This is a genomic window from Actinomycetota bacterium (genome assembly GCA_040881665.1).
Lineage (GTDB): Bacteria > Actinomycetota > UBA4738 > UBA4738 > HRBIN12 > JBBDWR01.
Map to the genome: position 1 here is coordinate 129,499 of JBBECT010000007.1, position 20,444 is coordinate 149,942.

Below are 20,444 nucleotides of genomic sequence, written 5' to 3' on the forward strand. Positions count from 1 at the left end.
GCGGCGGGCACGCTCCCTCTCAGAGGTTCATTCGGAGGCTGTGAGCAGGTCCTTGAGTGCTCGGAAGGCCAGGCCGCGGTGGCTGATCCGGTCCTTCTCGGGGTCGGTGAGCTCGGCCATCGTCCGGTCCCACCCTGCAGGCACGAAGATCGGGTCGTAGCCGAAGCCGCCGTCTCCGGCCGGCCGCGTGGCGAGCAACCCCTCGCAGGTGCCCTCGGCGTGTACCTCCCGGCCGTCGGGCCACGCCACCGCCGCGACGCAGCGGTACCGGGCCGTCCGGCCGGAGGAGGGAACGCCCTTGATCGCTCGCAAGAGCTGGCGGAGGTTGTCGGGATCGGTGGCGTCCTGTCCCGCGTATCGGGCGGAGCGTGGTCCGGGCTCCCCGCCGAGGGCGTCGACCTCGATCCCGGAATCGTCGGCGATCGCGGCGATCCCGAGGGCCGTCGCCGTCGCGCGCGCCTTCAGCAGCGCGTTGTCGAGGTAGGTGGCCCCGGTTTCCTCCACGTCCGGCCAGTCATCGTCCGGATGCGTCGCGATCGTCCGCCAGGACGTCGGCCAGCCCGGGCAGATCCGCGCGATCTCGCGGAGCTTGTGCGTGTTCCGCGTGGCGATCGCGAGCGGATCGGGAACCGCCACGCGCTCAGCCCTCGAGCGCGGCGCGCTGGAGCTGCACGAGCTGTCCGATCCCCGACTCGGCGAGGTCCACCAACTCGTTCAGCTGCGCGCGGGAGAACGGCTCGCCTTCGGCCGTGCCCTGCACCTCGACGAGCGCACCCGCGCCGGTCATCACGACGTTGAAGTCGACGTCCGCGTCGGCATCCTCCTCGTAGGCGAGATCGAGCACCGCTCGCTCTCCCACGATCCCCACGCTGACCGCCGCCACCGCGTCGCGCAGCGGGTCGGCGGTGAGCTCACCGCGCTCGCGCAGCCCTCGGAGCGCGAGCGCAAGCGCAAGGTAGCCGGCGGTGATCGACGCGGTCCTCGTCCCCGCGTCGGCCTGCAGGACGTCGCAGTCGATCGTGATCGTGCGATCGCCGAGCGCCGTCAGGTCGGTGACCGCGCGCAGGGACCGGCCGATCAGCCGCTGGATCTCCTGGGTCCGGCCACTCGGCCGCCCGCGTGAGACCTCGCGACGGGTGCGCTCCATCGTCGCGCGGGGCAGCATCGAATACTCGGCGGTGACCCAACCCTTGCCCGTCCCGGACAGGAACCGGGGCGCCTGGTCCTCGACCGACGCCGAGACGAGCACTCGGGTGCGACCCATCTCGAAGAGCACCGATCCCTCGGCCCACTCCTGGAACCCGAGCTCGTAGGAGACCGGACGCAACTCGTCGGGGCCACGACCGTCGGGACGGACCTCGCTCACCCGCCGACCTCATGCCGGGCGTCCTCGGTCGCGACGTCGATCGGTCCGTCGAAGGTCTCGGCCGCCTCGATCCGCGATCGTTCCCGATCGTGGATCGGCATGATGTGGGTGAGCACCAGCCGCTTGGCCCCCGCGAGCGTCGCGTGCTCTCCGGCCTGCGCCGCCGACATATGGAAAGGAGCGAGACGGTCGTGTTGCTGCCACGTCGCTTCGCACAGGAACAGATCCGCGTCGTGGGCGAGCTCGACCGCAGCCTCGCACGGACCCGAGTCGCCCGTGTAGGCGAGCACCACCCCGTCGACCGCGATGCGGTAGCCGAAGGCGCGTACCCCGATGTGCTCCATCTCGAAGGCCTCGATCCGGAACGGCCCGAGCTCGAACGGCTCGCCGGGCGTGGGAGCGGCGAAGGCGTAGGTCTCCCGGACGGTGTCGCGGCTCTCCTCGGACACGAGCTGCTCGAACCGGCCGAAGAAGTCGTCGGGCGCGCCGAGCGGCAGCTTGCCCGGGCCCTGCTCGAAATAGTGGCGCGCGTAGTAGGCCGGATACAGATCGACGAAGTGGTCGGGGTGGCCGTGCGTGATCAGACACGCATCGATCGACGACAGCGGCGTGTAGCTCTGCAGGCGGGACAGCGTTCCCGAACCGGCATCGAGCCACAGGTCGAACCCGTCGTGCCGAACGAGGAACCCGCTCGTGGCCCCTCCCGCGGACGGCCACGTGCCGCATGAGCCGAGGACGATCAGCTCCATCCGAAAACTCCGTGCGGCCGGTCGCTCACCGGCCACCGCCCACGAGGGCGGCGCGGGTGGCGCGCACGGCGGCCACCTCCGGCCCCAGGAACCGCTCCGCGAGCCGGCCGAACGACGACGGGTCGCCGGTGGTCGCCCACTCGTGCTCGGGTGCAGGAGCAGAGGCCGATCGTTCGCGGCCGCTGACGACGAGGGTGCCGTAGACGTCCTTCGCCGTCTCCTCGGCAGACGAAACGAGCACCACCTCGGGACCCATCTCGAGCTGGAGGAGCCCCGAGAGCAGTGGATAGTGCGTGCATCCCAGGATCAGCGTGTCCACCCCCTCGTCGCGAAGGGGACCAAGATACCCGCGGGCGAGCTCTCGGAGCTCGACCCCCGACGTGTCTCCCCTCTCGACGTGCTCGACGAAGCCCGGGCAGGCCACCGACCACAAGGTCGCCTCGGGGTCGGCCCCCCGCAGGGCGCGCTCGTAGGTTCCGCTGGCGACGGTGGCCTCGGTTCCGATCATGCCGATGCGGCCGTTGCGTGTCGTGCGGACGGCCGCCCGCACACCGGGGTCGATCACGCCGACGGCGGGCGTTCCCGCGGCGACGGCGACCTCGTCGATCGCCGAGACCTCGATCGAGTTGCACGCGACGACGAGCAGCTTCACATCGCGCGTGACGAGCGATCGCGCGATCTCGACCGCGAAGGTACGGATCTGCTCCACGGGGCGCGGCCCGTACGGGAACCGAGCGGTGTCCCCCACGTACAGGAGCGGCTCGTTCGGGAGCAGGTCCAAGATCGCGCGAGCGACCGTGAGGCCCCCCACACCGGAGTCGAAGATGCCGATCGGCCGCTCGTCACCCACGGGGGCAGCCTACCGGGGGCCGCTCACCACCACAGTGACTCGGACACACCCTTCTCGGCACGATCGAGCTCGGTGGCCCAGGCGTTCGTCGAGAGGTACTTCCAGCCGCCGTCCGGGAGCAGGCACACGATGTCTCCCACGTCGATCTCCTGGGCGATCCGGACCGCCGTGTAGACGACCGCGCCCGAGGAGATCCCGGAGAAGATGCCCTCGCGCGCGGTCAGCTCCCTCGTCGCGCGCAGCGAGTTCGACGAGTCGACGAGGAACTTCCGGGTGAGCACGCTCTCGTCGAAGATCGGCGGGATGAACCCCTCGTCCATCGAGCGCAGCCCGTAGACGAGATCGCCGAGCTCGGGTTCGGCCGCGACGATCTGCACGTCCGGATCGTGCTCACGGAGGCGCCGCCCGCTGCCCGTCAGCGTTCCTCCGGTGCCGAGGCCCGCGACGAAGTGCGTGATCTGGGGGCAGTCCGCGATGATCTCGGCCGCCGTGCCCTCGTAGTGCGCGAGCGGATTCGCCGGGTTCCCGTACTGGAACGGCATGTAGTAGCGCTCGTCCTTGGCCAGCGCGTTCGCGACCTCGATCGATCCGTTCGTCCCCTTGTCACCGGGCGAGTAGACGATCTCGGCCCCGAAGAGCTCGAGCAGCTGGATCCGTTCTTCGCTCGCGTTGTCGGGGATCACGACGGTGAGCCCGTATCCCTTGCGCCGGGCGACCATCGCGAGCGCGATCCCGGTGTTGCCCGAGGTCGGCTCCAGGATCGTCTTGTCGGGCGTGAGGAGGCCCTGCTCCTCGGCGGTCTCGACCATCTTCAGCGCGATCCGGTCCTTCATGGAACCGGTCGGGTTGTTGCCCTCGAGCTTGGCCCACAGCCGGACGTCGGGGTTCGGCGACATCCGGGGCATGCCCACCAGCGGCGTGTTCCCGATCGCGTCGAGGATGGAGTCGTAGCGCGTCACGGGAGGAGTATCCCAGCGGGCACTCGGCTACGACCCGCCTGCCGACAGCCGGGATCCGACCACCCGGACGAGCTCCGGGAGGTCGCGGTCGATCACCTCGACGAGGATCCGCAGATCGACCTCCACGTACTCGCGCACGAGGAAGTCCCGGAACCCTGCCGCACGCCGCCAGTCGATCTCCGGGAGGGCAACGATGATCTCCGGGCTCAATCGCTTCGACAGCTCGCCAACCTCCTCCACCCGTTTGCAGATCGCGTCGACGGTCATCCCGTCCTGGTGCCAGTCCGTTCCGCTCCGGTTCGCATACCCGAGAGCGACGCGCGCGCTGTCGAGGATCAGCTTCAGCAGTTCGTGATCGCGGTCATCCATGGAGTACGACCCCGGACTCCGCCTCTCGTGTCACGGAATCGCGGGCCATATCCGCGGGGACGACATCCACGTCGCGGCCGAATAGCTCCTCGAACCCGTCCCGGAGGGCCGCCCGAGCATCCAGGTCGAGGGTCGTTCCGGGGACGGGCTCGACGAGGACGTCGACGTCGGAGCCCGGCGTGAAGTCGGACCGGACGGCAGATCCGAAGACGACGACGCGACGCAGTCCATGGGCACGCGCCAGCCCGCGTACCGCACGAAAGGCGGGCCGGGTCAGTGACGGATGCAGCCCGCCGAGCGGGTTGCCGCGCCCGTGCCGACGCCTTTCGGGGAAGCTGCGGTCGACCGAGCCAGTCAACACTTGCATCCCGGTCGCGCGACGCCGCAGGTCGTGTCGACGGCGGGCGTCATCGCGGATCACTCGCCGGATCGTCGGACCCTCGGGAGTCTCACCGATCACATCCGCCAGGCACCGTCGCAGGCTTGTTTCGTCCGCGGGATCCGCGGAAGCCGATGGCACGAGCAGATAGCCGTCGGTGTCGACCCCGGCAAACTCCAAACAGCAGGCTGCTCGGATCGCCACCTCGACCGCCCGATCGCGACGGAGTGCCCGCGCGGCGAACTCGGTAAGCGATCTCGCGGCCGGCATGTCCCGATCGAGGCGATACGGACTCCTGCCCGCACCGGCACGCACCACATATCCGTCACCCGTGAGCGGCTCCAACGCGCGCTGCACGCTGGAGATCGGCGCTTCCAGGATCCGCGCGAGCTCGCTGAGACCCACACCCTCGAGACGGACCTGAAGGGCGACGATGATCTCGAGGCTTCGGACGGGAACGAGGCTGCTCATACGGTGATCTTACGCTATTCGCGTAGTTCGCTGCATCAGCTCAGTGGGACTCACGCACCGGGATACGCTCCGGCCGTGGCGACCCATCCGAACGGTGCTGCGCCCGCGAAGGCGTCGAAGGGATCCGCGCTGACGCTCGTCGCGATGGGGATCAGCGTGCTGATCCTCGCCAACGACTTCTCGGCGCTGAACGTCGCGATCCCCGAGATCGAAGCCGACCTGGGGGCTTCGCTCGACACGACCCAATGGGTGATCAACGGCTACGCCCTCGTCTTCGCGATGGCGATCGTCACCGGCGGACGGCTCGCCGACATGTTCGGGCGCAAGAGGATCTACCTGATCGGGGCGGTGCTCTTCGGCGTGCTCTCCCTGCTCGGCGGACTCGCTCCGAACATCGGCCTGCTGATCGCCGCGCGCTCGGCGATGGGTATCGGTGGCGCGCTGCTGTGGCCCGCGACGCTCGGGATCACCTACGCGGCGCTGCCCAAGGCGAAGGCGGGGCTCGCCGGCGCGCTGATCATCGGGGCCGCGGGGATCGGTCAGGGTCTCGGTCCGATCCTCGGCGGGGTGCTCACCGAACTCGCGAGCTGGCGCTGGACCCTGCTGATCAACGTCCCGATCGTGCTGGTGGCGATCGGAGCGACGCTCGCCACCGTGCACGAACCTCCGGGAGATCGACAGCGCCGGCACCTCGACGTTCGCGGCATCGTGACGTTGTCGCTCGCGCTGTTCACGTTCCTGTTCTCACTCGACCAGTCGGGCGACTGGGGCTTGACCGACCCGCGGATCGTCGGAGGGTTCGTCCTGTCGGTCGTCCTTCTCGTCGCCTTCGTTCGGATCGAACGGCATCAGGGCGACGATGCCCTGGTGCCGTCGGACGTGATGGGCAACCGCAGCTTCCGCTCGGCGTGCATCGCCGTCGCACTGCTCGCGCCGGTGTTCTTCGCATCGCTGCTGTACCTGCCCCAGTTCCTGCAGAAGGTGCTCGATCGCTCGCCGATCGGCGCCGGTGTGGGCATTGCTGCCGATGATGATCGCGTTCGCCGGCGTCTCCTTCGCGTCGGGCAAGCTCTACGACCGTTTCGGAGCGCGGGTCATGGTGACGGCGGGGTCCGCGTGCTTCGTCCTCGGGCCGCTCCTGCTCTCGTTCGTCGACGAGACGACGACCTACGCACAGCTGGTGCCCGGGATGGTCGTGATCGGGCTGGGACTCGGACTGTTCTTCTCCGCGGTCACCACCTCGGCGGTCACCTCGGTCGGCGACGATCGCGCGAGCCTGGCCGGTGGCCTCGTCTACATGTTCCAGATCGCCGGCGGCGCGATCGGCCTGGGCCTGACCACCGCCCTCGTCCTGGAGGTGGCCTCGTCAACGAACCTCGCCGAGGCGATCGGCAGGGGGTTCCTCCTCGTGGCGGGGATCGGGCTGATCGGCTTCGTCGTCGCATCCACGAGGGTCGGAGCGGGGCGCGACCGGCCGCGCCACCACGGGTGGCATCTGCGCCACCACGCCTAGAGGGCCGATGAGCCGACGGGATCGCGCCGCGGGCGCGCTCGATCCCGATCCTCCGGGGCGCAGCACGCGGCATACATCGGGTCAGATGCCCAGGATCTGCTTCTTCTTCGCGGCGAACTCCTCGTCGGTGAGGATGCCCTGAGCATGCAGGTCGGCGAGCTGCTTCAAGGCGTCCGCCGTCTCGTCGGTGCTCGACGCCGCCTCGGTCGGAGCGACCGAGGCGACCGGCTCCTGCGGCGCCATCGGGTCCTGACGGGCCGCGACGCGGCGCGTGGTGCGCCGAGCCGTGCGGCGCGCCACCCTCGAATCGGTACGAGCATGTCAGTCCCCCTCCATCATCGCGGCGGCTTCGTCGGCGGCGACCAGCCCGACCGCCACCAGATCGAGCGGGCTGATGAATCCTTCGCTGATGCGGAAGCCTCCCGCCCGCGCGACGGCGTCGCGGAGCCCGATCGCCCATCGATGTTCGAGGAGCACGAGCGCGGCCGCGGTACAGCGACCGGCCCGCGGATACGTCGGGCACGGGGCGGCCCGTTCGGTTACGCTCCGCGCGACGAAGCACATGACGCGCGCCGACGCGCGTGGAGGGGGGAACAGCACTGTGGACTGGAGTTTCGGAGACATCTTGATCTCTATGGCCGTCTTCTTCTTCTGGATCATGGCCATCTACATCTTCATCTCGATCTTCGGTGACATCTTCCGGCGCAACGATCTGTCCGGGTGGGCCAAGGCGGGATGGATCCTGTTGATCTTCGTGCTCCCGTTCCTGGGTGTGCTGATCTACATGATCGTGCGGCCGAAGATGACCGAGCAGGACCGCGAGATCCTCACGAAGATGCAGGAGCAGCAGCGGCGCGCGGAGGGATACTCGACCGCCGACGAGGTCGCCAAGCTGGCGAAGCTGCGCGACGCCGGCGAGATCACGGCCGCCGAGTTCGACGACCTCAAGCGCCGGGCGACCGCCTGAAGGTCACGTCGTCATGGGCCGGGGGCCGCTGGTTCAGCGGCCCCCGCCTGCGACGGCCGGTAGCAGGGAGATCGTGTCGCCCTCGATGACGGGGGTCTCGAGGGAGCCGAGGTAGCGGACGTCCTCGTCGTTGACGTAGATGTTGATGAAGCGATGCAGGCCACCGTCGTCGCTGCGGACGTTCTTCGTGATCCCCGGGTACTTCGCCTCGAGGTCGTCGAGGATCTCGCTCAGCGTCGCGCCGTCGGCGTCGACCTTGGCCTCGCCGCCCGCGTGCTTGCGGAGGATCGTCGGGAGCTTCACCTGCACGGACATCTCGTCATCTCCTGGTCGTCGGTCGCGCTGCGGCTACCCCGCTCCGGGGACCCCGCAGAACTGCTCGTAGTCGATCAGCTCGGTCACGGTCGGCTCCTTGCCGCACACCGGGCAATCGGCGTCCCAACGAACCTTGACGGTCTGGAACTCCATCTGGAGAGCGTCGAAGATCAGCAGCCGCCCGATCAACGCCTCGCCCATCCCGGTGATCAGCTTCACGGCCTCGGTCGCCTGGATGCAGCCGACGATGCCCGGGAGAACACCGAACACGCCGCCCTCGGCGCAGCTGGGGACCGTTCCCGGCGGGGGCGGCTGGGGGAACAAGCATCGGTAGCAGGGGGCCTCTTGCCCCGGCATGAACACCGTCGCTTGGCCGTCGAACTGGTAGATCGACCCGTAGACGAGGGGCTTGCCGAGCATCTGCGTGGCGTCGTTCACGAGGTAGCGCACGGGGAAGTTGTCGGTGCCGTCGATCACAACGTCCCATGGCTCGAGGATCTCGAAGGCGTTCTGCGAGGTCAAGATCGTGTCGTAGGTCACGACCTCGATCGTCGGGTTCAACTCGAGCAGGGTCTGCTTCGCACTCTCGACCTTGGGCCGGCCGATGTCGTCGGTCCCGTGGATGATCTGACGCTGCAGGTTCGACAGGTCGACGTGATCGAAGTCGACCAGTCCGATCGTGCCGACGCCCGCCGCCGCGAGGTACATCGCGATCGGCGAGCCGAGTCCACCGGTCCCGATGCACAGCACCTTCGCGTCGATCAGCTTGCGCTGTCCCTCTCCGCCGATCCCGGGAAGGATGATATGTCGCGCGTAGCGCTGGACCTGCTCCTCGGTGAAGTTCGGGAGGGTCATGCGATCGCCAACTCCTGGTCGATGACCTCTCCGTCGACGATCGCGAAGGCCTTCAGCTCCGGTCGTTCGCGATCGGACAGCGACATGATCAGATAGCTCGCGTCCGGGTAGAAGGCGAGCTTGCGGTCGGTCGCGCTCGGATACGCCTCCGAGTGCGTGTGCGTGTGGAAGATCGCCATCAGCTCCCAGCCCTGTTCGTCCATCTCGTCGAACGTGCGGAGCTGCTCGGTGGGATCGAGACGATAGGAGACCGGACTCGCATCGAGGTTCGACATCGGGAAGAACTTCACGGGGCGCCCGGACGAGGCCGCGACGAGGCCGCATGCCTCGTTCGGAAATTCCCGGAGCCCGTGCTCCGTCATCTCCTTCACCATCACGCCGTCGAGCTCCACCCTCGTCCCCTACCCATTGACCAGCGGTTCCACATGATCCGTTGCAGGTGCAAGTCGTGCGAAATCGTACCAGTAGGGTGCGGCCAGCCGGTCGCGACGGCCGTCTCGATCCTCAGCCGCCTGGGATACGGCCGGTCACCGTGATCGATCCGGGAGCGCCCTCCCGGGTAACGCCGACCTCCGCCGCCGCTATTCCCCGCGACCGCAAGGCCTCCCGGAGGCGCACCGGGTCCGTCGTGGCGATCAGGAGCCCGCCCGAGGTCTGCGCATCGGCGAGCAGCCACTGCTCGGGTTCGGTCAGCGCGCCCCAGTCGGTGTCGGCGCGGACGTACTCGTGATTGCGTCGCGTTCCCCCCGCGACCGATCCGCTCCGCGCCAGGTCGAGCACGCCCTCGAGCAGCGGCACGGCACCCGCGTCGAGCTCGGCCGCGACGCGCGACGCACGCATCATCTTCTGCAGGTGCCCGACCAACCCGAACCCGGTGACGTCGGTCGCGGCCTCGGCACCCGCATCCACCATCGCCTCGGCGGCCCCCGCGTTGAGTGTCGTCATCGTGTCGATCGCCGCGCGCACCTGGCTCTCACTCGCCTCGCCCCGCTTGATCGCGGTCGAGATCATCCCGAGTCCGATCGGTTTCGTCAGGAACAGGGCCGCGCCCGCCGGGACGTTCGCGTTCGTCAGGATGCGGTCCGGGTGCACGAGCCCGAGGGCGACCATGCCGTACTTCGGTTCGTCGTCGGTGATCGAGTGGCCCCCGACGACGGGGATCCCCGCCGCCGTCGCGACGTCTTGTCCTCCCTGCAGGACCCGGCCGAGCGTCTCGAGCGGGAGAGAATCGACCGGCCAGGCGACGATGTTGAGCGCCAGGATCGGCCGCCCACCCATCGCGTAGACGTCCGACAGGGCGTTCGTCGCGGCGATCCGCCCCCAGTCGTAGGGGTCGTCCACGATCGGCGTGAAGAAGTCGAGGGTCGCCACCACCGCCTGTTCGTCGTTCAGGCGGTACACGGCCGCATCGTCGCCCGTGTCGGCACCTACCAGGATCTCGGCCGGGACGGGAGCGGCCTGCAGCGTCCCCAGGACCTCCTGCAGCTGACTCGGTCCCAGCTTGCAGGCGCACCCGGCTCCGTGGCTGAACTCCGTCAGGCGACGTTCGACGCGCATGGCCCGAGCATACGGCTACGGCCAGCCCTGGTGATGGGCGCGGAAGAGCTCGACCTCCAGCGGGGAGCTCGGACCGAGCGTCCGGTTCGAACCGGGCAGTTGACGTCGCAGCCGCTCGAGCTCACGGCGAGAGAACTCGCATCCCTCGGTGATCGGCTCCACCCCGTAGAGGCGGGCACCGTTGCGCCCGAGGATCTTCTCCTTCCGCGCGCGCGTCAGCTCGGGGTAGCCGTAGCGCTCTTGGAACCGCTCCGAGATGCGGAACGATCGCAGCGCCTGGATCTGGTCCTGTGGCGAGCCGTAGAAGAGGCAATCGGTGCCCCACACCACGTTGTTCTCGCCGACGTACCGGAGCAGCTTGCCCAACACGTGCGCGGCCTGCGTGGGATCGGTCATCACGCTCCACCACGTCGAGCCGATCTCGGCGTACACGTTCTCGTTCGGACCGATGCCGGCCCGGCGCATCGAGGTGACCAGACGGTTCACGCCGGCGTTGCGGGTGGCTCTCGTGTAGGGCCCCTCGCGTTGGCCGGCCTCATAGCCCGAGTGGTAGACGACGAAGTTCGCCTCGGGATGCTTGGCGGCGGCGGGGCCGATGTCCTCGGGCGAGGCGAAGCGGCTGCCGCCGCTGAAGCCCTTGTGCGTGCAGATCGTCGGCACCCCGATCCGAACCGCCCGTTCGATGAACCGCTCCCCCACCTGCGGGACCCCGGGCTCGTGATCATCGAGCCAATACCCTTGCTCCCCGCCCTCGAACACGTCGGGGAAGTGGGTGAAGGTCTTCCACGCCGTGATCGGGTAGCGCTTCGCGGCGCCCTCCATCTCGTCCAGGTTGGCGCCGAGGCTGCCGACGTTCGGCAGCGCCTGACCGTGCAGGAGCACCCGCTCGTCGCGACACAGCGCCTCGGCCAGGCGCCGCGTCTCGTCCATGATCTCCGCGGACATCGGACTGCCCTTCGGATAGATCGGCAGCGCGGAGAGCACGAGCATCGTGGTATCGCTTCGCAGGAACATCAGCTCGAGGAAGTTCTCGATCGAGTAGCAGACGCGTGGGTCGTCCTCCCCGCAATCCTTCTGGGGAAAGCGTTCCCAGAAGTCCTGCCCGTTCAGGATCGGGTTCAGGTCGTACTCGAGCAGGTGTCCCTGGATGTCGAAGACGAACTCCTCTCCTCCGATCGCCTCGTGGGCCGCCTCCGGGTCCTCCGTCGCCTCGGGAGGGATGTCGTAGCTGCCGCCGGGGTCGGTCGGCGAGCCGGACGGACCGTTCCCGGCCCGCTCGGTCTCGCGCGTGCACGCGCTGAGCACGGCCAATGTCGTCGCCGCCCCGCAGATCGACAGCAGGAACTCGCGCCGGCTCATCCCGGCGCGCCGGGCGCCCCGATCGCAGGCGTCGCGCGCTCGCCGGATCGTCTCCCGGACCGCCGGCGACAGCGGCTGCGGCAGGTACTCGCCGTTGGAGCACGGGCCGAAGGTGATCGGAAGCCCGGGGTCGTCATCGGACCAGTTCACAAGCACCCCCCCATCGACGGTTCCTGTCCAGCAGACCACGGTCGCCGGGCTCCGGTTCCCCCCTCGGTGAGGGGCGGATGCCAGACTCGGACGATGGAGGTTGCCGTCGTCGGGCACGTCGAGTGGATCGAGTTCGGACGCGTCGACCGGGTCCCCGCGCCGGGCGATATCGCGCACGCCGTGGACGTGCGCCACGAGCCCGGCGGCGCGGGCGCGGTTGCGGCGGTCCAGCTCGCGAAGCTGGCCGGTGGGTGCACCTTGTTCACTGCCCTTGGGGACGACGACGTCGGGGGGCGGATGCGCCGGGAGCTGGGCCGGCTGGGTGTTCGGGTCGAGGCGATGCTGCGCGACGAGCCCACGCGGCGCGCGGTCACGATGATCGACGACGATGGGGAGCGGACGATCCTCACCCTCGGCGATCGGCTCCACCCGGTGGCCGCCGATCCGCTCCCGTGGAACGAGCTCGAGCGCGCGAGCGCCGCGTTCTTCACCGCCGGCGACGCGGATGCGCTGCGTCGAGCGCGCGCGGCCCGGGTGCTCGTGGCGACCTCGCGGATGATGGATACCCTCGCCGAGGCGGACGCTCGCCTGGACGCCGTCGTCGGCAGCGCCGGCGACCCGGCCGAGCGCTACGATCCGGTCGCGCTGTCGCATCCTCCCGGCGTCGTCGTGAGCACCGAGGGAGCCGAGGGAGGCCGATACCTGACCGCCGCCGGTATCGAGGGCCGCTACCCGGGCGTGCCGGCCCCGGGGCCGGTCGTCGATACCTACGGAGCGGGCGACAGCTTCATGGGGGGGCTCACCTACGCGCTCGGCAAGCGGATGGCCTTGCCGCGGGCGCTCGATCTCGCAGCGCGGTGCGGCGCCGCCAGCGTGACGGGATCCGGACCCTACGAACGACAGCTCACGGCCGAGGACGTGCGCGACGTCCCGGTCTAGACGCCGTCACCCGAGATCGGAGCGCCGATCGCGTGGAACCCCCCGTCGACGTGCACGATCTCGCCGGTGATCCCCTTCGACCAGTCCGACAGCAGGAACGCGATCGTCCGACCCACCGGCGTCGGGTCGGTGACGTCCCAGCCGAGCGGCGCCCGGCCCTCCCACGCATCGGCGATCGCGTCGAACCCGGGGATCCCCTTCGCGGCGATCGTCTTGAGCGGACCCGCCGATACCGCGTTCACCCGCACGCCGTGCGGCCCGAGATCGCGCGCGAGGTAGCGGTTCACCGACTCGAGTCCCGCCTTGCACACGCCCATCCAGTCGTAGATCGGCCAGGCCTGCTGGGCATCGAAGTCGAGGCTGACGATCGACCCCCCGCGCTCGCGCATCAGCGGCAGCATCGAAGCACCGAGCGCCTTCAACGAGAACGCGCTCGTTCGGAACGCGGTCGCCACCGAATCCCACTCGGTGTTCAGGAAGTTCCCGCCGAGGGCGTCCTTCGGCGCGAACGCGATCGCGTGCAGGAAGCCGTCGAGGTGGCCCCACCGCTCCGCGAGCTCGTCGTGGGCTCGTTGCAGGTGCTCGGGATCGTTCACGTCGAGCTCGAGGACGTCCACCGGCTCGGTCAGACGCCGCGCGCTCTTGGTGGTCAGCCCCATCGCCTTGCCGAAGGAGGTCAGGACGATGTCGGCGCCCTGTTCCTGGACGGCCTGCGCGGCCGAGAACGCGATCGACCCGGGTGTGAGGACGCCGGTGATCAGCAGCTTCTTGCCTTCGAGCAGCATCGGTGGTCTCTCCCGTCTCGTGAGGGCCACATGCTAGGACGCCGCGAGCGCGCGTGACGAGCCGGGCGCCAGGCGGTGGGAGACGGGAACGGCTCAGATCTTGCGCAGCGACGTCTCGCGCACGCCCCACTCGTTCCACTCGGGGAAGGCTCCTTGCGCGACGAACGCGATCGTGTTGCGCCCCCGGTCGTGCAGGTACTTCCCACCGATCGCGACCATCCGCGGCGCGCTCCACGCGTCGTCGGGCCCTGTGGGGACGGTCCCGATCTTGCGCCAGTTCACGAGGATCGCCACCTCCGTGTTCTGCACGTCGAAGGCCCGGTACGCGAGCCGCCACCGGCCCCGCTTGCCGTCGGTGGCGTAGAAGACCTCCTTCGGGTGGGTCTCATCGGCGCCGGGGACGTTGCCGATCGCCGCGTCGTATCCGAATCCGACGGGCAGCGCAGGATCCTGCGGCTGATTCACCGGGATCGAGCGCAGGTGGGCATGATGGGTTCCCTTCGTCAGCGGGAACGTGTAGTAGCTCCCCCCGATCCCTCCGAACTCGCGCACCGAGCGCGTGTACGCGCGCGTCTCGGTCTCGCTCGTGTCGTCGGCGATCCCACCGATCATGTGAACCGGGAACGTGGCGATGCCGCTCTCGCTCCGCAGCACCTTGAAGCACCGCTGCATGTAGGCGTGGACCTGCGCGGGACTGTGCGCCTGGTAGCTGAAGTACGACATCGGGACGAGCACGTCGTAGACCGACATCAGCTCCCGGTACGGGAAGCGTGGCCAGTAGCTCGAGGACAGGTCCATGTTCCGCGGCGAGGGGATGATCCCGCCCAGTGGGTAGGTCGGACCCTCCGGCGTCTCGGTGTCGGTGTAGGCGCGGAGCTTCTCCGACAGTCGCAGCACCCGCGCCGTGCGCTTGTCCGGGTTGCGCACCTCCGAGGACTCGATATCGAGGGCGAACGAGTCGAAGCGGTTCCCCTCGACGGTCTCCAGACGGATCGCGGCGACCGATCGACGGTAGTCCTTCTCGACGTCGCGCAGTCCCGGCAGGTACCACGCGACGGTCGCGACGCCGAACCGCTCGGCGGCGTCGAGGAACTCTTCGGTCTTCTCCCGGTACGCGAACGCGGTGGGTCGGCGGTAGTTCGACGTCTCCAGGTACAGGGTGCGGTACCCGCGTTCGGCGATGCGTTTCACGGCGCGTGTCGGGTTCGCCCACGACTCGTCGTAGATATCGATCCAGCTGCCCGGGCCGCGGTAGTCCTGCACGTCGCCGGCACGAACGGGTGCGCGGGCAAGCCGCTCCCGCAGGAGCACCCGGGTCTCGGCGGCGGCCCGCCGTCCGTCCGGCGCCGGGAGGAACTGGACGAGGACCCCGGCCGCGAGCACGGCCGCTACGGCCACCGAGGCAACGACCGGCCGGAGGCGGAACCAGGGGGCGGGACGGAGGAACTGCAGGAACGCTCGACGCACGGGCTGCATCCGCCCTACCCTACCGGGCCTGGGCAGGAAGGCCGGACCGCAGCAGACGCGGTGGGCCCGGGACGACCGACGAGGAGGGCTCGCGTGCGTGATCAGGACAGGGCCGGAGCGCTGGTCGAACGCTTCTGGGAACAGCTCCTCGAACTCGAGCCCGGCCTGGGTACGCAGATCGGCGACGAGCGCTACGACGACCGGCTCAGCGACCCGGGACCCGAAGGACGCGATCGCCTCGCGCAGACCTGTCGCTCCGCGCTCGACGATGCCGCAGCGATCGACCGGTCCCAGCTCGACGAGCTCCTGCGCACGACGCTCGACGTGCTCGAGTTCTCGTGCCGGACCCAGCTCCAGTCGAACGAGCTTCGGCTGGACCGTCTTCAGGTCACCAGCCACATGTGGGGACCGGCGCAGTTGCTTGTGGACCTCGGAACGATCCAGCGCACCGACACGCCGGAACGGATCGCCCGCTACGAGTCCCGGCTGCGCGCGATCCCGGCGTACATGGACGCCGTGTCAGAGATCGTTCGCGAGGGCGTCGCCTCGGGGGTGACCGCGCCGCGTGTCGTCGCCGAGCGCACCGTCGCACAGGTCGAGCGCCTGCTCGCGATCCCCGCGGAGGACTCACCCGCGTTGATGGGCCTGCCTCCCGACACCGCACCCGAGCTGCGTCAGGGTCTAGTGGACGCGGTGCGCGACGCGGCGATGCCCGGCTACGAGATGTACCTCGTCGCACTGCGCGAGGCTCTGCCGCACGCCACCGAGTCGATCGGCCTGCGCGAGCTGCCCGGCGGCGAACAGATATACGACGCGTTGATCTGGAACTGGACCACCGTCCGGCTGCCCGCCCAACAGATCCACGACCTCGGCGAGGAGGACCTGGCGAAGGTGCAGGAGGAACGCCGGGCGATCGCGGCGAGTCTGGGCCACTCCACCGTCGAGGAAGCGATCGCCGCCTACGACGCCACGGGCCGCAACCGGGCGACGGACCGCGAGGAGCTCGTGCGCCTGGCCGAGGAGCAGGTCCGCCGGGGATGGGATGCGGCCCCGAACTTCTTCGGACGCCTTCCCACGCGCAACTGCGAGGTCCGTGTCGCGGAGGAGTTCCGCGAGGCCGACATGCCGTTCGCCTGGTACCAACCGCCCTCACAGGACGGATCGCGGCCGGGGATGTACTACGTCAACGCGTACCAGCTCGACGACCGGCCCCTCCACCACCTCGCGACGACCACCTACCACGAGGCGAGCCCGGGCCACCACTTCCAGATCGCGATCGAGCAGGAGTTCGACGAGCGTCCGGCACTGCGCCGGTTCGGCGGTCTGATGTCGGGCGCATCGTTCATCGAAGGGTGGGGTCTGTACTCCGAACGGCTCGCCGACGAGATGGAACTGTTCGTCGACGACTACGAGCGGCTCGGGATGCTCGACGCGCAGGCGCATCGCTCGGCGCGTCTCGTGGTCGATACCGGGATCCACGCGCTTGGGTGGACCCGGGACGAGGCACTCGCCAAGCTCGAGGAGGCGGGAGTGCCGCGCACCGACGCGTTGATCGAAACGGATCGCTACATCACCCTTGCGGGGCAGGCCCTGTCGTACAAGATCGGCCAGCTCGAGATCGAGCGCTGGCGTGGGCAGGCGGCGGCGCGAGACGGATTCACGCTGCGGGCCTTCCACGACCGGTTGCTCTCGCTCGGCTCGCTTCCCCTGCCGGCGATCGAACGCGAACTCGCGACCGGGGCCTGATGGAGCTCGGGCTCGACGGCAAGATCGCTCTCGTCACCGGGTCATCGAAGGGTCTGGGCCGTGCATGTGCCGCATCGCTGTCCCGGGAGGGAGCGCGTGTCGCGATCTGCGCTCGGCACGCCGAGCCCCTCCGCGAGGCCGAGGCCTCTCTGGAGGGTGAGACCCTCGCCCTCGTGGCCGACGTGACGGACCCGGAGGAGCCCCAGCGGCTCGTGCAGAGCACCGTCGACCGCTTCGGCGGCCTCAACGTCCTCGTCGCGAACGCCGGTGGACCCCCTGCCGCGCGCGCGCTCGACGTCGACGACGCGTCCCTCGAGGCCGCGTTGAACGCGAACCTGCTCGGATCGATCCGCCTGGTGCGCGCCGCGGTCCCGCACATGCGTGAGACGGGATGGGGACGGATCGTGTTGATCACCTCGCGCACGGTGAAGCAGCCGAACCCCTCCCTGGCGCTGTCGAACACGGCCCGCACGGGGCTCTGGGCATGGGCGAAGACCGCTGCCCAGGATCTGTTCGCCGACGGCATCACGCTGAACCTCGTCGCGCCCGGGACCCACGCCACGGACCGAGCAGTCGAGCTGGGCCTGACCGGCCCGATGGGTGAGCCCGCGGACTTCGGCGATGCGGTCGCGTTCCTGTGCTCGGAGCAGGCGCGGTTCATCACCGCCTCGGCCGTCTCGATCGATGGCGGCGAAACGCTGGGTCTGCTCTGACCCTCGGAAGCGCCGCGGACCCGTTGCCGGCTACTCGGGGAACGGTCGCAACTGGCCGCGCACCGCACCGCCCGGGAAGTCCGAGGTGTGGACGTTCACGTAGAACGCACCGGGATCGCGACGGATCCTTCGCAGGAGCCTCGTGTCGGTCACCTCGACGCACCCGGCGGACACGCCTTCGGCATCCGGAGGGGTAAGTGGGACGACGACCGGGCCGGCGACCGTCTTCGGGCCCTCGTGCACGTGTGCTGCGGCCGCCGGGAGCGTGATCCGAGCGACCTTGATCGCGAAGCAGAGGCGCTCCCGCGCCGGGAACACCGCGACCTTCGCGCGACCACGGCCGTCGAGGTCACCGGGCCCGGGGACCTCCTTCGCACCGTTCATCCGGGCGAATGATGCTTCGCGAGCCGCGGACGCCACGGGGGCGAGCACGGTGGTCACGATGACGAGCAGCACGGCGAACGCGAGGATCGCCGCCGATCGAGTACGGGGACGCATGGACCTCACTCCTTCCCGTTCGGGCGGGTACGGAGCGCGTCGAGCGAGGCGGGCCGGGAGGCGAACTCGGTCCTCTCGCGCATTCACACCATCCAATCCGGTCCCCGGGGGATCGGTCAAGTCGGCGGCGGGCCTCCTCGGGGTCAGGGCCGGCGTGCGCTGAGCAGGAGGTAGTCCAGCATCCCCCGGCGCCAGAGCAGCTCGACCTGCGCGAGCAGGACCCGGCCGGCCAGGACATGGGCGAGGGGCGCGTCCATCTCTCCACGCTCGAGGCGTCGCCGGACAAGGGCGAGCGCAGGACCGATCACCCGGTCGCCGACGAGCCGGGTCCGAACCTGCACGAAACCCGCTCGCTCGGCCAGCCCCGCGATCTCGGGAGCGGCCGCCACCTCGCTCGCCCGGAGTCCCCACACGCGCAGCTGGGTCACGCCGGCCAGGAGCTCGAAGGGACCGCGCGGAGCCCGCTGCGTCGGGATGTCCGACATCGTCAGGATCCCGCCCGGACGCAGCACCCGGAAGGCCTCGGCGAAGAACCGCGCGCGCGACGGGAAGTGGAACGCCGCCTCGATGCTGATCAGCCCGTCGAAACTCGCATCGGTGAACGGCAGGCGAACGGCATCGGCGTTGACGGGAGCGGCGCCGGCCCGACGAAGCTCATCTGCCCCGGCGACGAGCTGGGAGCGGGTGATGTTCACGGCGACGAGCCGTTCCGGTTCGGCCACCTCGGCGATCAGCGGATCCTGGGCGGCGAGACCGTTGCCGACGTCCAGCACGGCGCCGCCGACCGGCAGCTCGGCGGCGATCGTCCGCACGAGCCGCCGGACCGCCTCGGGAGCCTCCGCTGGATCCCCCGCTCCCTCCCACAACCCGAGGTTCAGCCAGCCGGCGTCCAGGGCCAGGAAGAAGTCCGGTCCGATGCTGTCGTAGACGGTCGCCGCCGGCCGGGGACCTTGTACGAACAGGCTCGCGGCGTGGCGGAGGTTCTCGCGGGTCCAGGTGGTGGGCACGTTCCAACGGTACCCTCCTCGGATCGAACCACCGACGGACCGAGCACCCGACGAGAGGGGACCCGACGTGAGCGCCGCATCGATCGACCGGACCCGGCTCCGCACGCTCCACCAACGCGAGGAACAGCGATTCGTCGCCGAGCATCCGAGCAGCGCGGCGCTGGCCAAGCGTGCGAACGGCTCGCTCGTGGGCGGTGTCCCGATGACGTGGATGATGGCCTGGCCCGGCGGGTTCCCGCTCTTCATGGACCACGCGCGCGGTGCGCGGATCACGGATGTGGACGGGCACGAGTACGTCGACCTGTGTCTCGGCGACACCGGCGCGATGACCGGCCACGTCCCCGCCGCATCCACCGCCGCGATCACCGAACAGCTCGGCCGCGGGATCACCACGATGCTCCCCACCGAGGACGCGGTCTGGGTCGGCGAGGAGTTGACGCGACGGTTCGGGTTGCCGCTATGGCAGTTCTGCCTGACGGCGAGCGACGCGAACCGGTTCACGATCCGCCTGTGCCGCGAGATCACCGAGCGTCCGAGGATCCTGGTCTTCGATCACTGCTACCACGGGAGCGTCGACGAGACGGTCGCGAGCCTCGAGGACGGCCGCGTCGTCGCCCGCCACGGCAATGTCGGCCCTCCCGTGCCGCTCGAGGAGACGACCCGCGTCGTTGCCTTCAACGACCTCGATGCTCTGGAACGCGAACTCGCACACGGGGACGTCGCCTGCGTCCTCACCGAACCCGCGCTCACCAACATCGGCATCGTGCTTCCCGACGCCGGCTTCCACGACGCGCTCCGCTCGATCACGAGGCAGAACGGTGCGCTGCTGGTGGTCGACGAGACCCACACGATCTCGACCGGACCCGGCGGCTACACCGCCGCGCATGGCTTGGAGCCGGACGTGCTCACGATCGGCAAGCCGATCGGGAGCGGCGTCCCCGCGGGAACGTTCGGCATCACCGAGGAGGTCCGCGACCGGATGTTCGCTCGGACCGACGCCGACTACATCGACGTCGGCGGGTTCGGCGGAACGCTCGCGGGCAACGCGCTCTCGCTCGCCGCGATCCGCGCCACGCTCGAGCACGTGCTGACCGACGACGCGTTCGCCCGCATGATCCCCCTCGCCGAGCGCTGGGAACGTGGCGTCCGCGATGTGATCGACAGCCACGGCCTGCCCTGGGACGTGCAGCGCCTCGGCGCGCGCAGCGAGTATTGGTTCGCACCGAACCCGCCGCGCGACGGCGCCGAAGCCGCGTCGTTCGACGACCCGGATCTGTCGGCGTTCACGCATCTGTACGCACTGAACCGCGGGATCCTGCTGACGCCCTTCCACAACATGGCCTTGATGTCGCCGATGACCACCGAGGCCGACGTGGACCTGCACACGGAGGTGTTCGGCGAGATGGCCGCCGAGCTCATCGCGTGAACCC

The 20,444-nt window shown here is 69.6% G+C and carries 24 protein-coding genes; 6 read left to right on the forward strand and 18 right to left on the reverse strand.

What is annotated here, in order from left to right:
• Positions 1 to 27: 27 nt before the first annotated feature.
• The 7 genes from rdgB to WEF05_10865 are packed head-to-tail and all read right to left on the reverse strand — an operon-like array spanning position 28 to position 5,143.
• Positions 28 to 636 (reverse strand): RdgB/HAM1 family non-canonical purine NTP pyrophosphatase, encoded by a 609-nt coding sequence (gene rdgB / locus WEF05_10835; protein MEX1102374.1) that lies wholly within the window; start codon positions 634 to 636, stop codon positions 28 to 30.
• A gap of 4 nt (positions 637 to 640) precedes the next feature.
• Positions 641 to 1,366 carry a ribonuclease PH gene (gene rph, locus WEF05_10840; protein MEX1102375.1) on the reverse strand — a complete coding sequence of 242 codons (726 nt, stop codon included), beginning with the start codon at positions 1,364 to 1,366 and terminating at the stop codon, positions 641 to 643.
• Positions 1,363 to 2,115: an MBL fold metallo-hydrolase gene (locus WEF05_10845; GenBank protein ID MEX1102376.1), complete on the reverse strand. Its 753-nt coding sequence runs from the start codon at positions 2,113 to 2,115 to the stop codon at positions 1,363 to 1,365. The genes rph and WEF05_10845 overlap by 4 nt, the downstream gene beginning before the upstream one ends.
• 25 nt (positions 2,116 to 2,140) lie before the next feature.
• Complete coding sequence (gene murI / locus WEF05_10850; GenBank protein MEX1102377.1) at positions 2,141 to 2,965, reverse strand: glutamate racemase; 825 nt, start codon at positions 2,963 to 2,965, stop codon at positions 2,141 to 2,143.
• A gap of 23 nt (positions 2,966 to 2,988) precedes the next feature.
• The gene (locus WEF05_10855; GenBank protein MEX1102378.1) at positions 2,989 to 3,924 is read right to left on the reverse strand and encodes a cysteine synthase family protein; all 936 of its coding nucleotides are present in this window, start codon (positions 3,922 to 3,924) and stop codon (positions 2,989 to 2,991) included.
• 27 nt (positions 3,925 to 3,951) lie between these two features.
• Positions 3,952 to 4,293, reverse strand: coding sequence for a HepT-like ribonuclease domain-containing protein (locus WEF05_10860; protein ID MEX1102379.1), 342 nt, complete (start codon positions 4,291 to 4,293; stop codon positions 3,952 to 3,954).
• A complete protein-coding gene (locus tag WEF05_10865; GenBank protein MEX1102380.1) occupies positions 4,286 to 5,143 on the reverse strand; it encodes a nucleotidyltransferase domain-containing protein in 858 nt (285 codons plus the stop codon). The genes WEF05_10860 and WEF05_10865 overlap by 8 nt, the downstream gene beginning before the upstream one ends.
• Positions 5,144 to 5,218: 75 nt before the next feature.
• On the opposite strand from WEF05_10865, the gene WEF05_10870 reads away from it, so the two are divergent.
• Positions 5,219 to 6,667 carry an MFS transporter gene (locus tag WEF05_10870; GenBank protein ID MEX1102381.1) on the forward strand — a complete coding sequence of 483 codons (1,449 nt, stop codon included), beginning with the start codon at positions 5,219 to 5,221 and terminating at the stop codon, positions 6,665 to 6,667.
• 70 nt (positions 6,668 to 6,737) lie between these two features.
• Here WEF05_10870 and WEF05_10875 read toward each other — a convergent pair whose 3' ends face one another.
• Together WEF05_10875 and WEF05_10880 are read right to left on the reverse strand one after the other, a co-directional pair.
• The gene (locus WEF05_10875; protein ID MEX1102382.1) at positions 6,738 to 6,956 is read right to left on the reverse strand and encodes an SHOCT domain-containing protein; all 219 of its coding nucleotides are present in this window, start codon (positions 6,954 to 6,956) and stop codon (positions 6,738 to 6,740) included.
• A gap of 21 nt (positions 6,957 to 6,977) precedes the next feature.
• A complete protein-coding gene (locus tag WEF05_10880; GenBank protein MEX1102383.1) occupies positions 6,978 to 7,322 on the reverse strand; it encodes a hypothetical protein in 345 nt (114 codons plus the stop codon).
• Here WEF05_10880 and WEF05_10885 point away from each other — a divergent pair.
• A complete protein-coding gene (locus WEF05_10885) occupies positions 7,315 to 7,623 on the forward strand; it encodes an SHOCT domain-containing protein (protein MEX1102384.1) in 309 nt (102 codons plus the stop codon). The genes WEF05_10880 and WEF05_10885 overlap by 8 nt on opposite strands.
• Before the next feature lie 33 nt (positions 7,624 to 7,656).
• On the opposite strand, the gene WEF05_10890 is transcribed toward WEF05_10885, so the two are convergent.
• The 5 genes from WEF05_10890 to WEF05_10910 form a co-directional block, all read right to left on the reverse strand.
• Positions 7,657 to 7,938 carry a ubiquitin-like small modifier protein 1 gene (locus tag WEF05_10890; protein MEX1102385.1) on the reverse strand — a complete coding sequence of 94 codons (282 nt, stop codon included), beginning with the start codon at positions 7,936 to 7,938 and terminating at the stop codon, positions 7,657 to 7,659.
• A gap of 33 nt (positions 7,939 to 7,971) precedes the next feature.
• Positions 7,972 to 8,793 carry a molybdopterin-synthase adenylyltransferase MoeB gene (gene moeB, locus WEF05_10895; GenBank protein ID MEX1102386.1) on the reverse strand — a complete coding sequence of 274 codons (822 nt, stop codon included), beginning with the start codon at positions 8,791 to 8,793 and terminating at the stop codon, positions 7,972 to 7,974.
• On the reverse strand, positions 8,790 to 9,185 hold the full coding sequence (locus tag WEF05_10900) for a M67 family metallopeptidase (GenBank protein ID MEX1102387.1): 396 nt from the start codon (positions 9,183 to 9,185) through the stop codon (positions 8,790 to 8,792). The genes moeB and WEF05_10900 overlap by 4 nt, the downstream gene beginning before the upstream one ends.
• Before the next feature lie 112 nt (positions 9,186 to 9,297).
• A complete protein-coding gene (gene selD / locus WEF05_10905) occupies positions 9,298 to 10,350 on the reverse strand; it encodes a selenide, water dikinase SelD (protein MEX1102388.1) in 1,053 nt (350 codons plus the stop codon).
• Between the two features lie 15 nt (positions 10,351 to 10,365).
• The gene (locus WEF05_10910; protein MEX1102389.1) at positions 10,366 to 11,865 is read right to left on the reverse strand and encodes an amidohydrolase family protein; all 1,500 of its coding nucleotides are present in this window, start codon (positions 11,863 to 11,865) and stop codon (positions 10,366 to 10,368) included.
• 87 nt (positions 11,866 to 11,952) lie between these two features.
• Here WEF05_10910 and WEF05_10915 point away from each other — a divergent pair, with 87 nt between their 5' ends.
• Positions 11,953 to 12,798: a PfkB family carbohydrate kinase gene (locus WEF05_10915; protein MEX1102390.1), complete on the forward strand. Its 846-nt coding sequence runs from the start codon at positions 11,953 to 11,955 to the stop codon at positions 12,796 to 12,798.
• On the opposite strand, the gene fabI is transcribed toward WEF05_10915, so the two are convergent.
• Positions 12,795 to 13,583, reverse strand: a complete 789-nt coding sequence (fabI, locus tag WEF05_10920; GenBank protein MEX1102391.1) for an enoyl-ACP reductase FabI — start codon at positions 13,581 to 13,583, stop codon at positions 12,795 to 12,797. The genes WEF05_10915 and fabI overlap by 4 nt on opposite strands.
• Positions 13,584 to 13,676: 93 nt before the next feature.
• Positions 13,677 to 15,059, reverse strand: a complete 1,383-nt coding sequence (locus tag WEF05_10925) for a hypothetical protein (GenBank protein MEX1102392.1) — start codon at positions 15,057 to 15,059, stop codon at positions 13,677 to 13,679.
• A gap of 84 nt (positions 15,060 to 15,143) precedes the next feature.
• Here WEF05_10925 and WEF05_10930 point away from each other — a divergent pair, with 84 nt between their 5' ends.
• Complete coding sequence (locus WEF05_10930) at positions 15,144 to 16,796, forward strand: DUF885 domain-containing protein (GenBank protein MEX1102393.1); 1,653 nt, start codon at positions 15,144 to 15,146, stop codon at positions 16,794 to 16,796.
• Entirely contained in the window at positions 16,796 to 17,509 is a 714-nt protein-coding gene (locus WEF05_10935; protein MEX1102394.1) for an SDR family oxidoreductase, read from the forward strand. Before WEF05_10930 ends, WEF05_10935 begins: the two co-directional genes overlap by 1 nt.
• A 30-nt stretch (positions 17,510 to 17,539) precedes the next feature.
• On the opposite strand, the gene WEF05_10940 is transcribed toward WEF05_10935, so the two are convergent.
• A complete protein-coding gene (locus WEF05_10940) occupies positions 17,540 to 18,007 on the reverse strand; it encodes a CHRD domain-containing protein (protein ID MEX1102395.1) in 468 nt (155 codons plus the stop codon).
• A 143-nt stretch (positions 18,008 to 18,150) separates the two neighbouring features.
• Positions 18,151 to 19,014: a class I SAM-dependent methyltransferase gene (locus tag WEF05_10945; GenBank protein ID MEX1102396.1), complete on the reverse strand. Its 864-nt coding sequence runs from the start codon at positions 19,012 to 19,014 to the stop codon at positions 18,151 to 18,153.
• A gap of 67 nt (positions 19,015 to 19,081) precedes the next feature.
• On the opposite strand from WEF05_10945, the gene WEF05_10950 reads away from it, so the two are divergent.
• On the forward strand, positions 19,082 to 20,440 hold the full coding sequence (locus WEF05_10950; protein MEX1102397.1) for an aspartate aminotransferase family protein: 1,359 nt from the start codon (positions 19,082 to 19,084) through the stop codon (positions 20,438 to 20,440).
• Positions 20,441 to 20,444: the final 4 nt, after the last annotated feature.

Bases quoted from the DNA above. Each gene is read 5' to 3' on its own strand.
- WEF05_10845 (MEX1102376.1), bottom strand. From the start codon at position 2,115: ATGGAGCTGATCGTCCTCGGCTCATGCGGCACGTGGCCGTCCGCGGGA.
- WEF05_10860 (MEX1102379.1), bottom strand. From the start codon at position 4,293: ATGGATGACCGCGATCACGAACTGCTGAAGCTGATCCTCGACAGCGCG.
- WEF05_10865 (MEX1102380.1), bottom strand. From the start codon at position 5,143: ATGAGCAGCCTCGTTCCCGTCCGAAGCCTCGAGATCATCGTCGCCCTT.
- WEF05_10885 (MEX1102384.1), top strand. From the start codon at position 7,315: ATGGCCATCTACATCTTCATCTCGATCTTCGGTGACATCTTCCGGCGC.
- WEF05_10880 (MEX1102383.1), bottom strand. From the start codon at position 7,322: ATGGCCATGATCCAGAAGAAGAAGACGGCCATAGAGATCAAGATGTCT.
- WEF05_10890 (MEX1102385.1), bottom strand. From the start codon at position 7,938: ATGTCCGTGCAGGTGAAGCTCCCGACGATCCTCCGCAAGCACGCGGGC.
- moeB (MEX1102386.1), bottom strand. From the start codon at position 8,793: ATGACCCTCCCGAACTTCACCGAGGAGCAGGTCCAGCGCTACGCGCGA.
- selD (MEX1102388.1), bottom strand. From the start codon at position 10,350: ATGCGCGTCGAACGTCGCCTGACGGAGTTCAGCCACGGAGCCGGGTGC.
- WEF05_10915 (MEX1102390.1), top strand. From the start codon at position 11,953: ATGGAGGTTGCCGTCGTCGGGCACGTCGAGTGGATCGAGTTCGGACGC.
- fabI (MEX1102391.1), bottom strand. From the start codon at position 13,583: ATGCTGCTCGAAGGCAAGAAGCTGCTGATCACCGGCGTCCTCACACCC.
- WEF05_10925 (MEX1102392.1), bottom strand. From the start codon at position 15,059: ATGCAGCCCGTGCGTCGAGCGTTCCTGCAGTTCCTCCGTCCCGCCCCC.
- WEF05_10935 (MEX1102394.1), top strand. From the start codon at position 16,796: ATGGAGCTCGGGCTCGACGGCAAGATCGCTCTCGTCACCGGGTCATCG.
- WEF05_10940 (MEX1102395.1), bottom strand. From the start codon at position 18,007: ATGCGTCCCCGTACTCGATCGGCGGCGATCCTCGCGTTCGCCGTGCTG.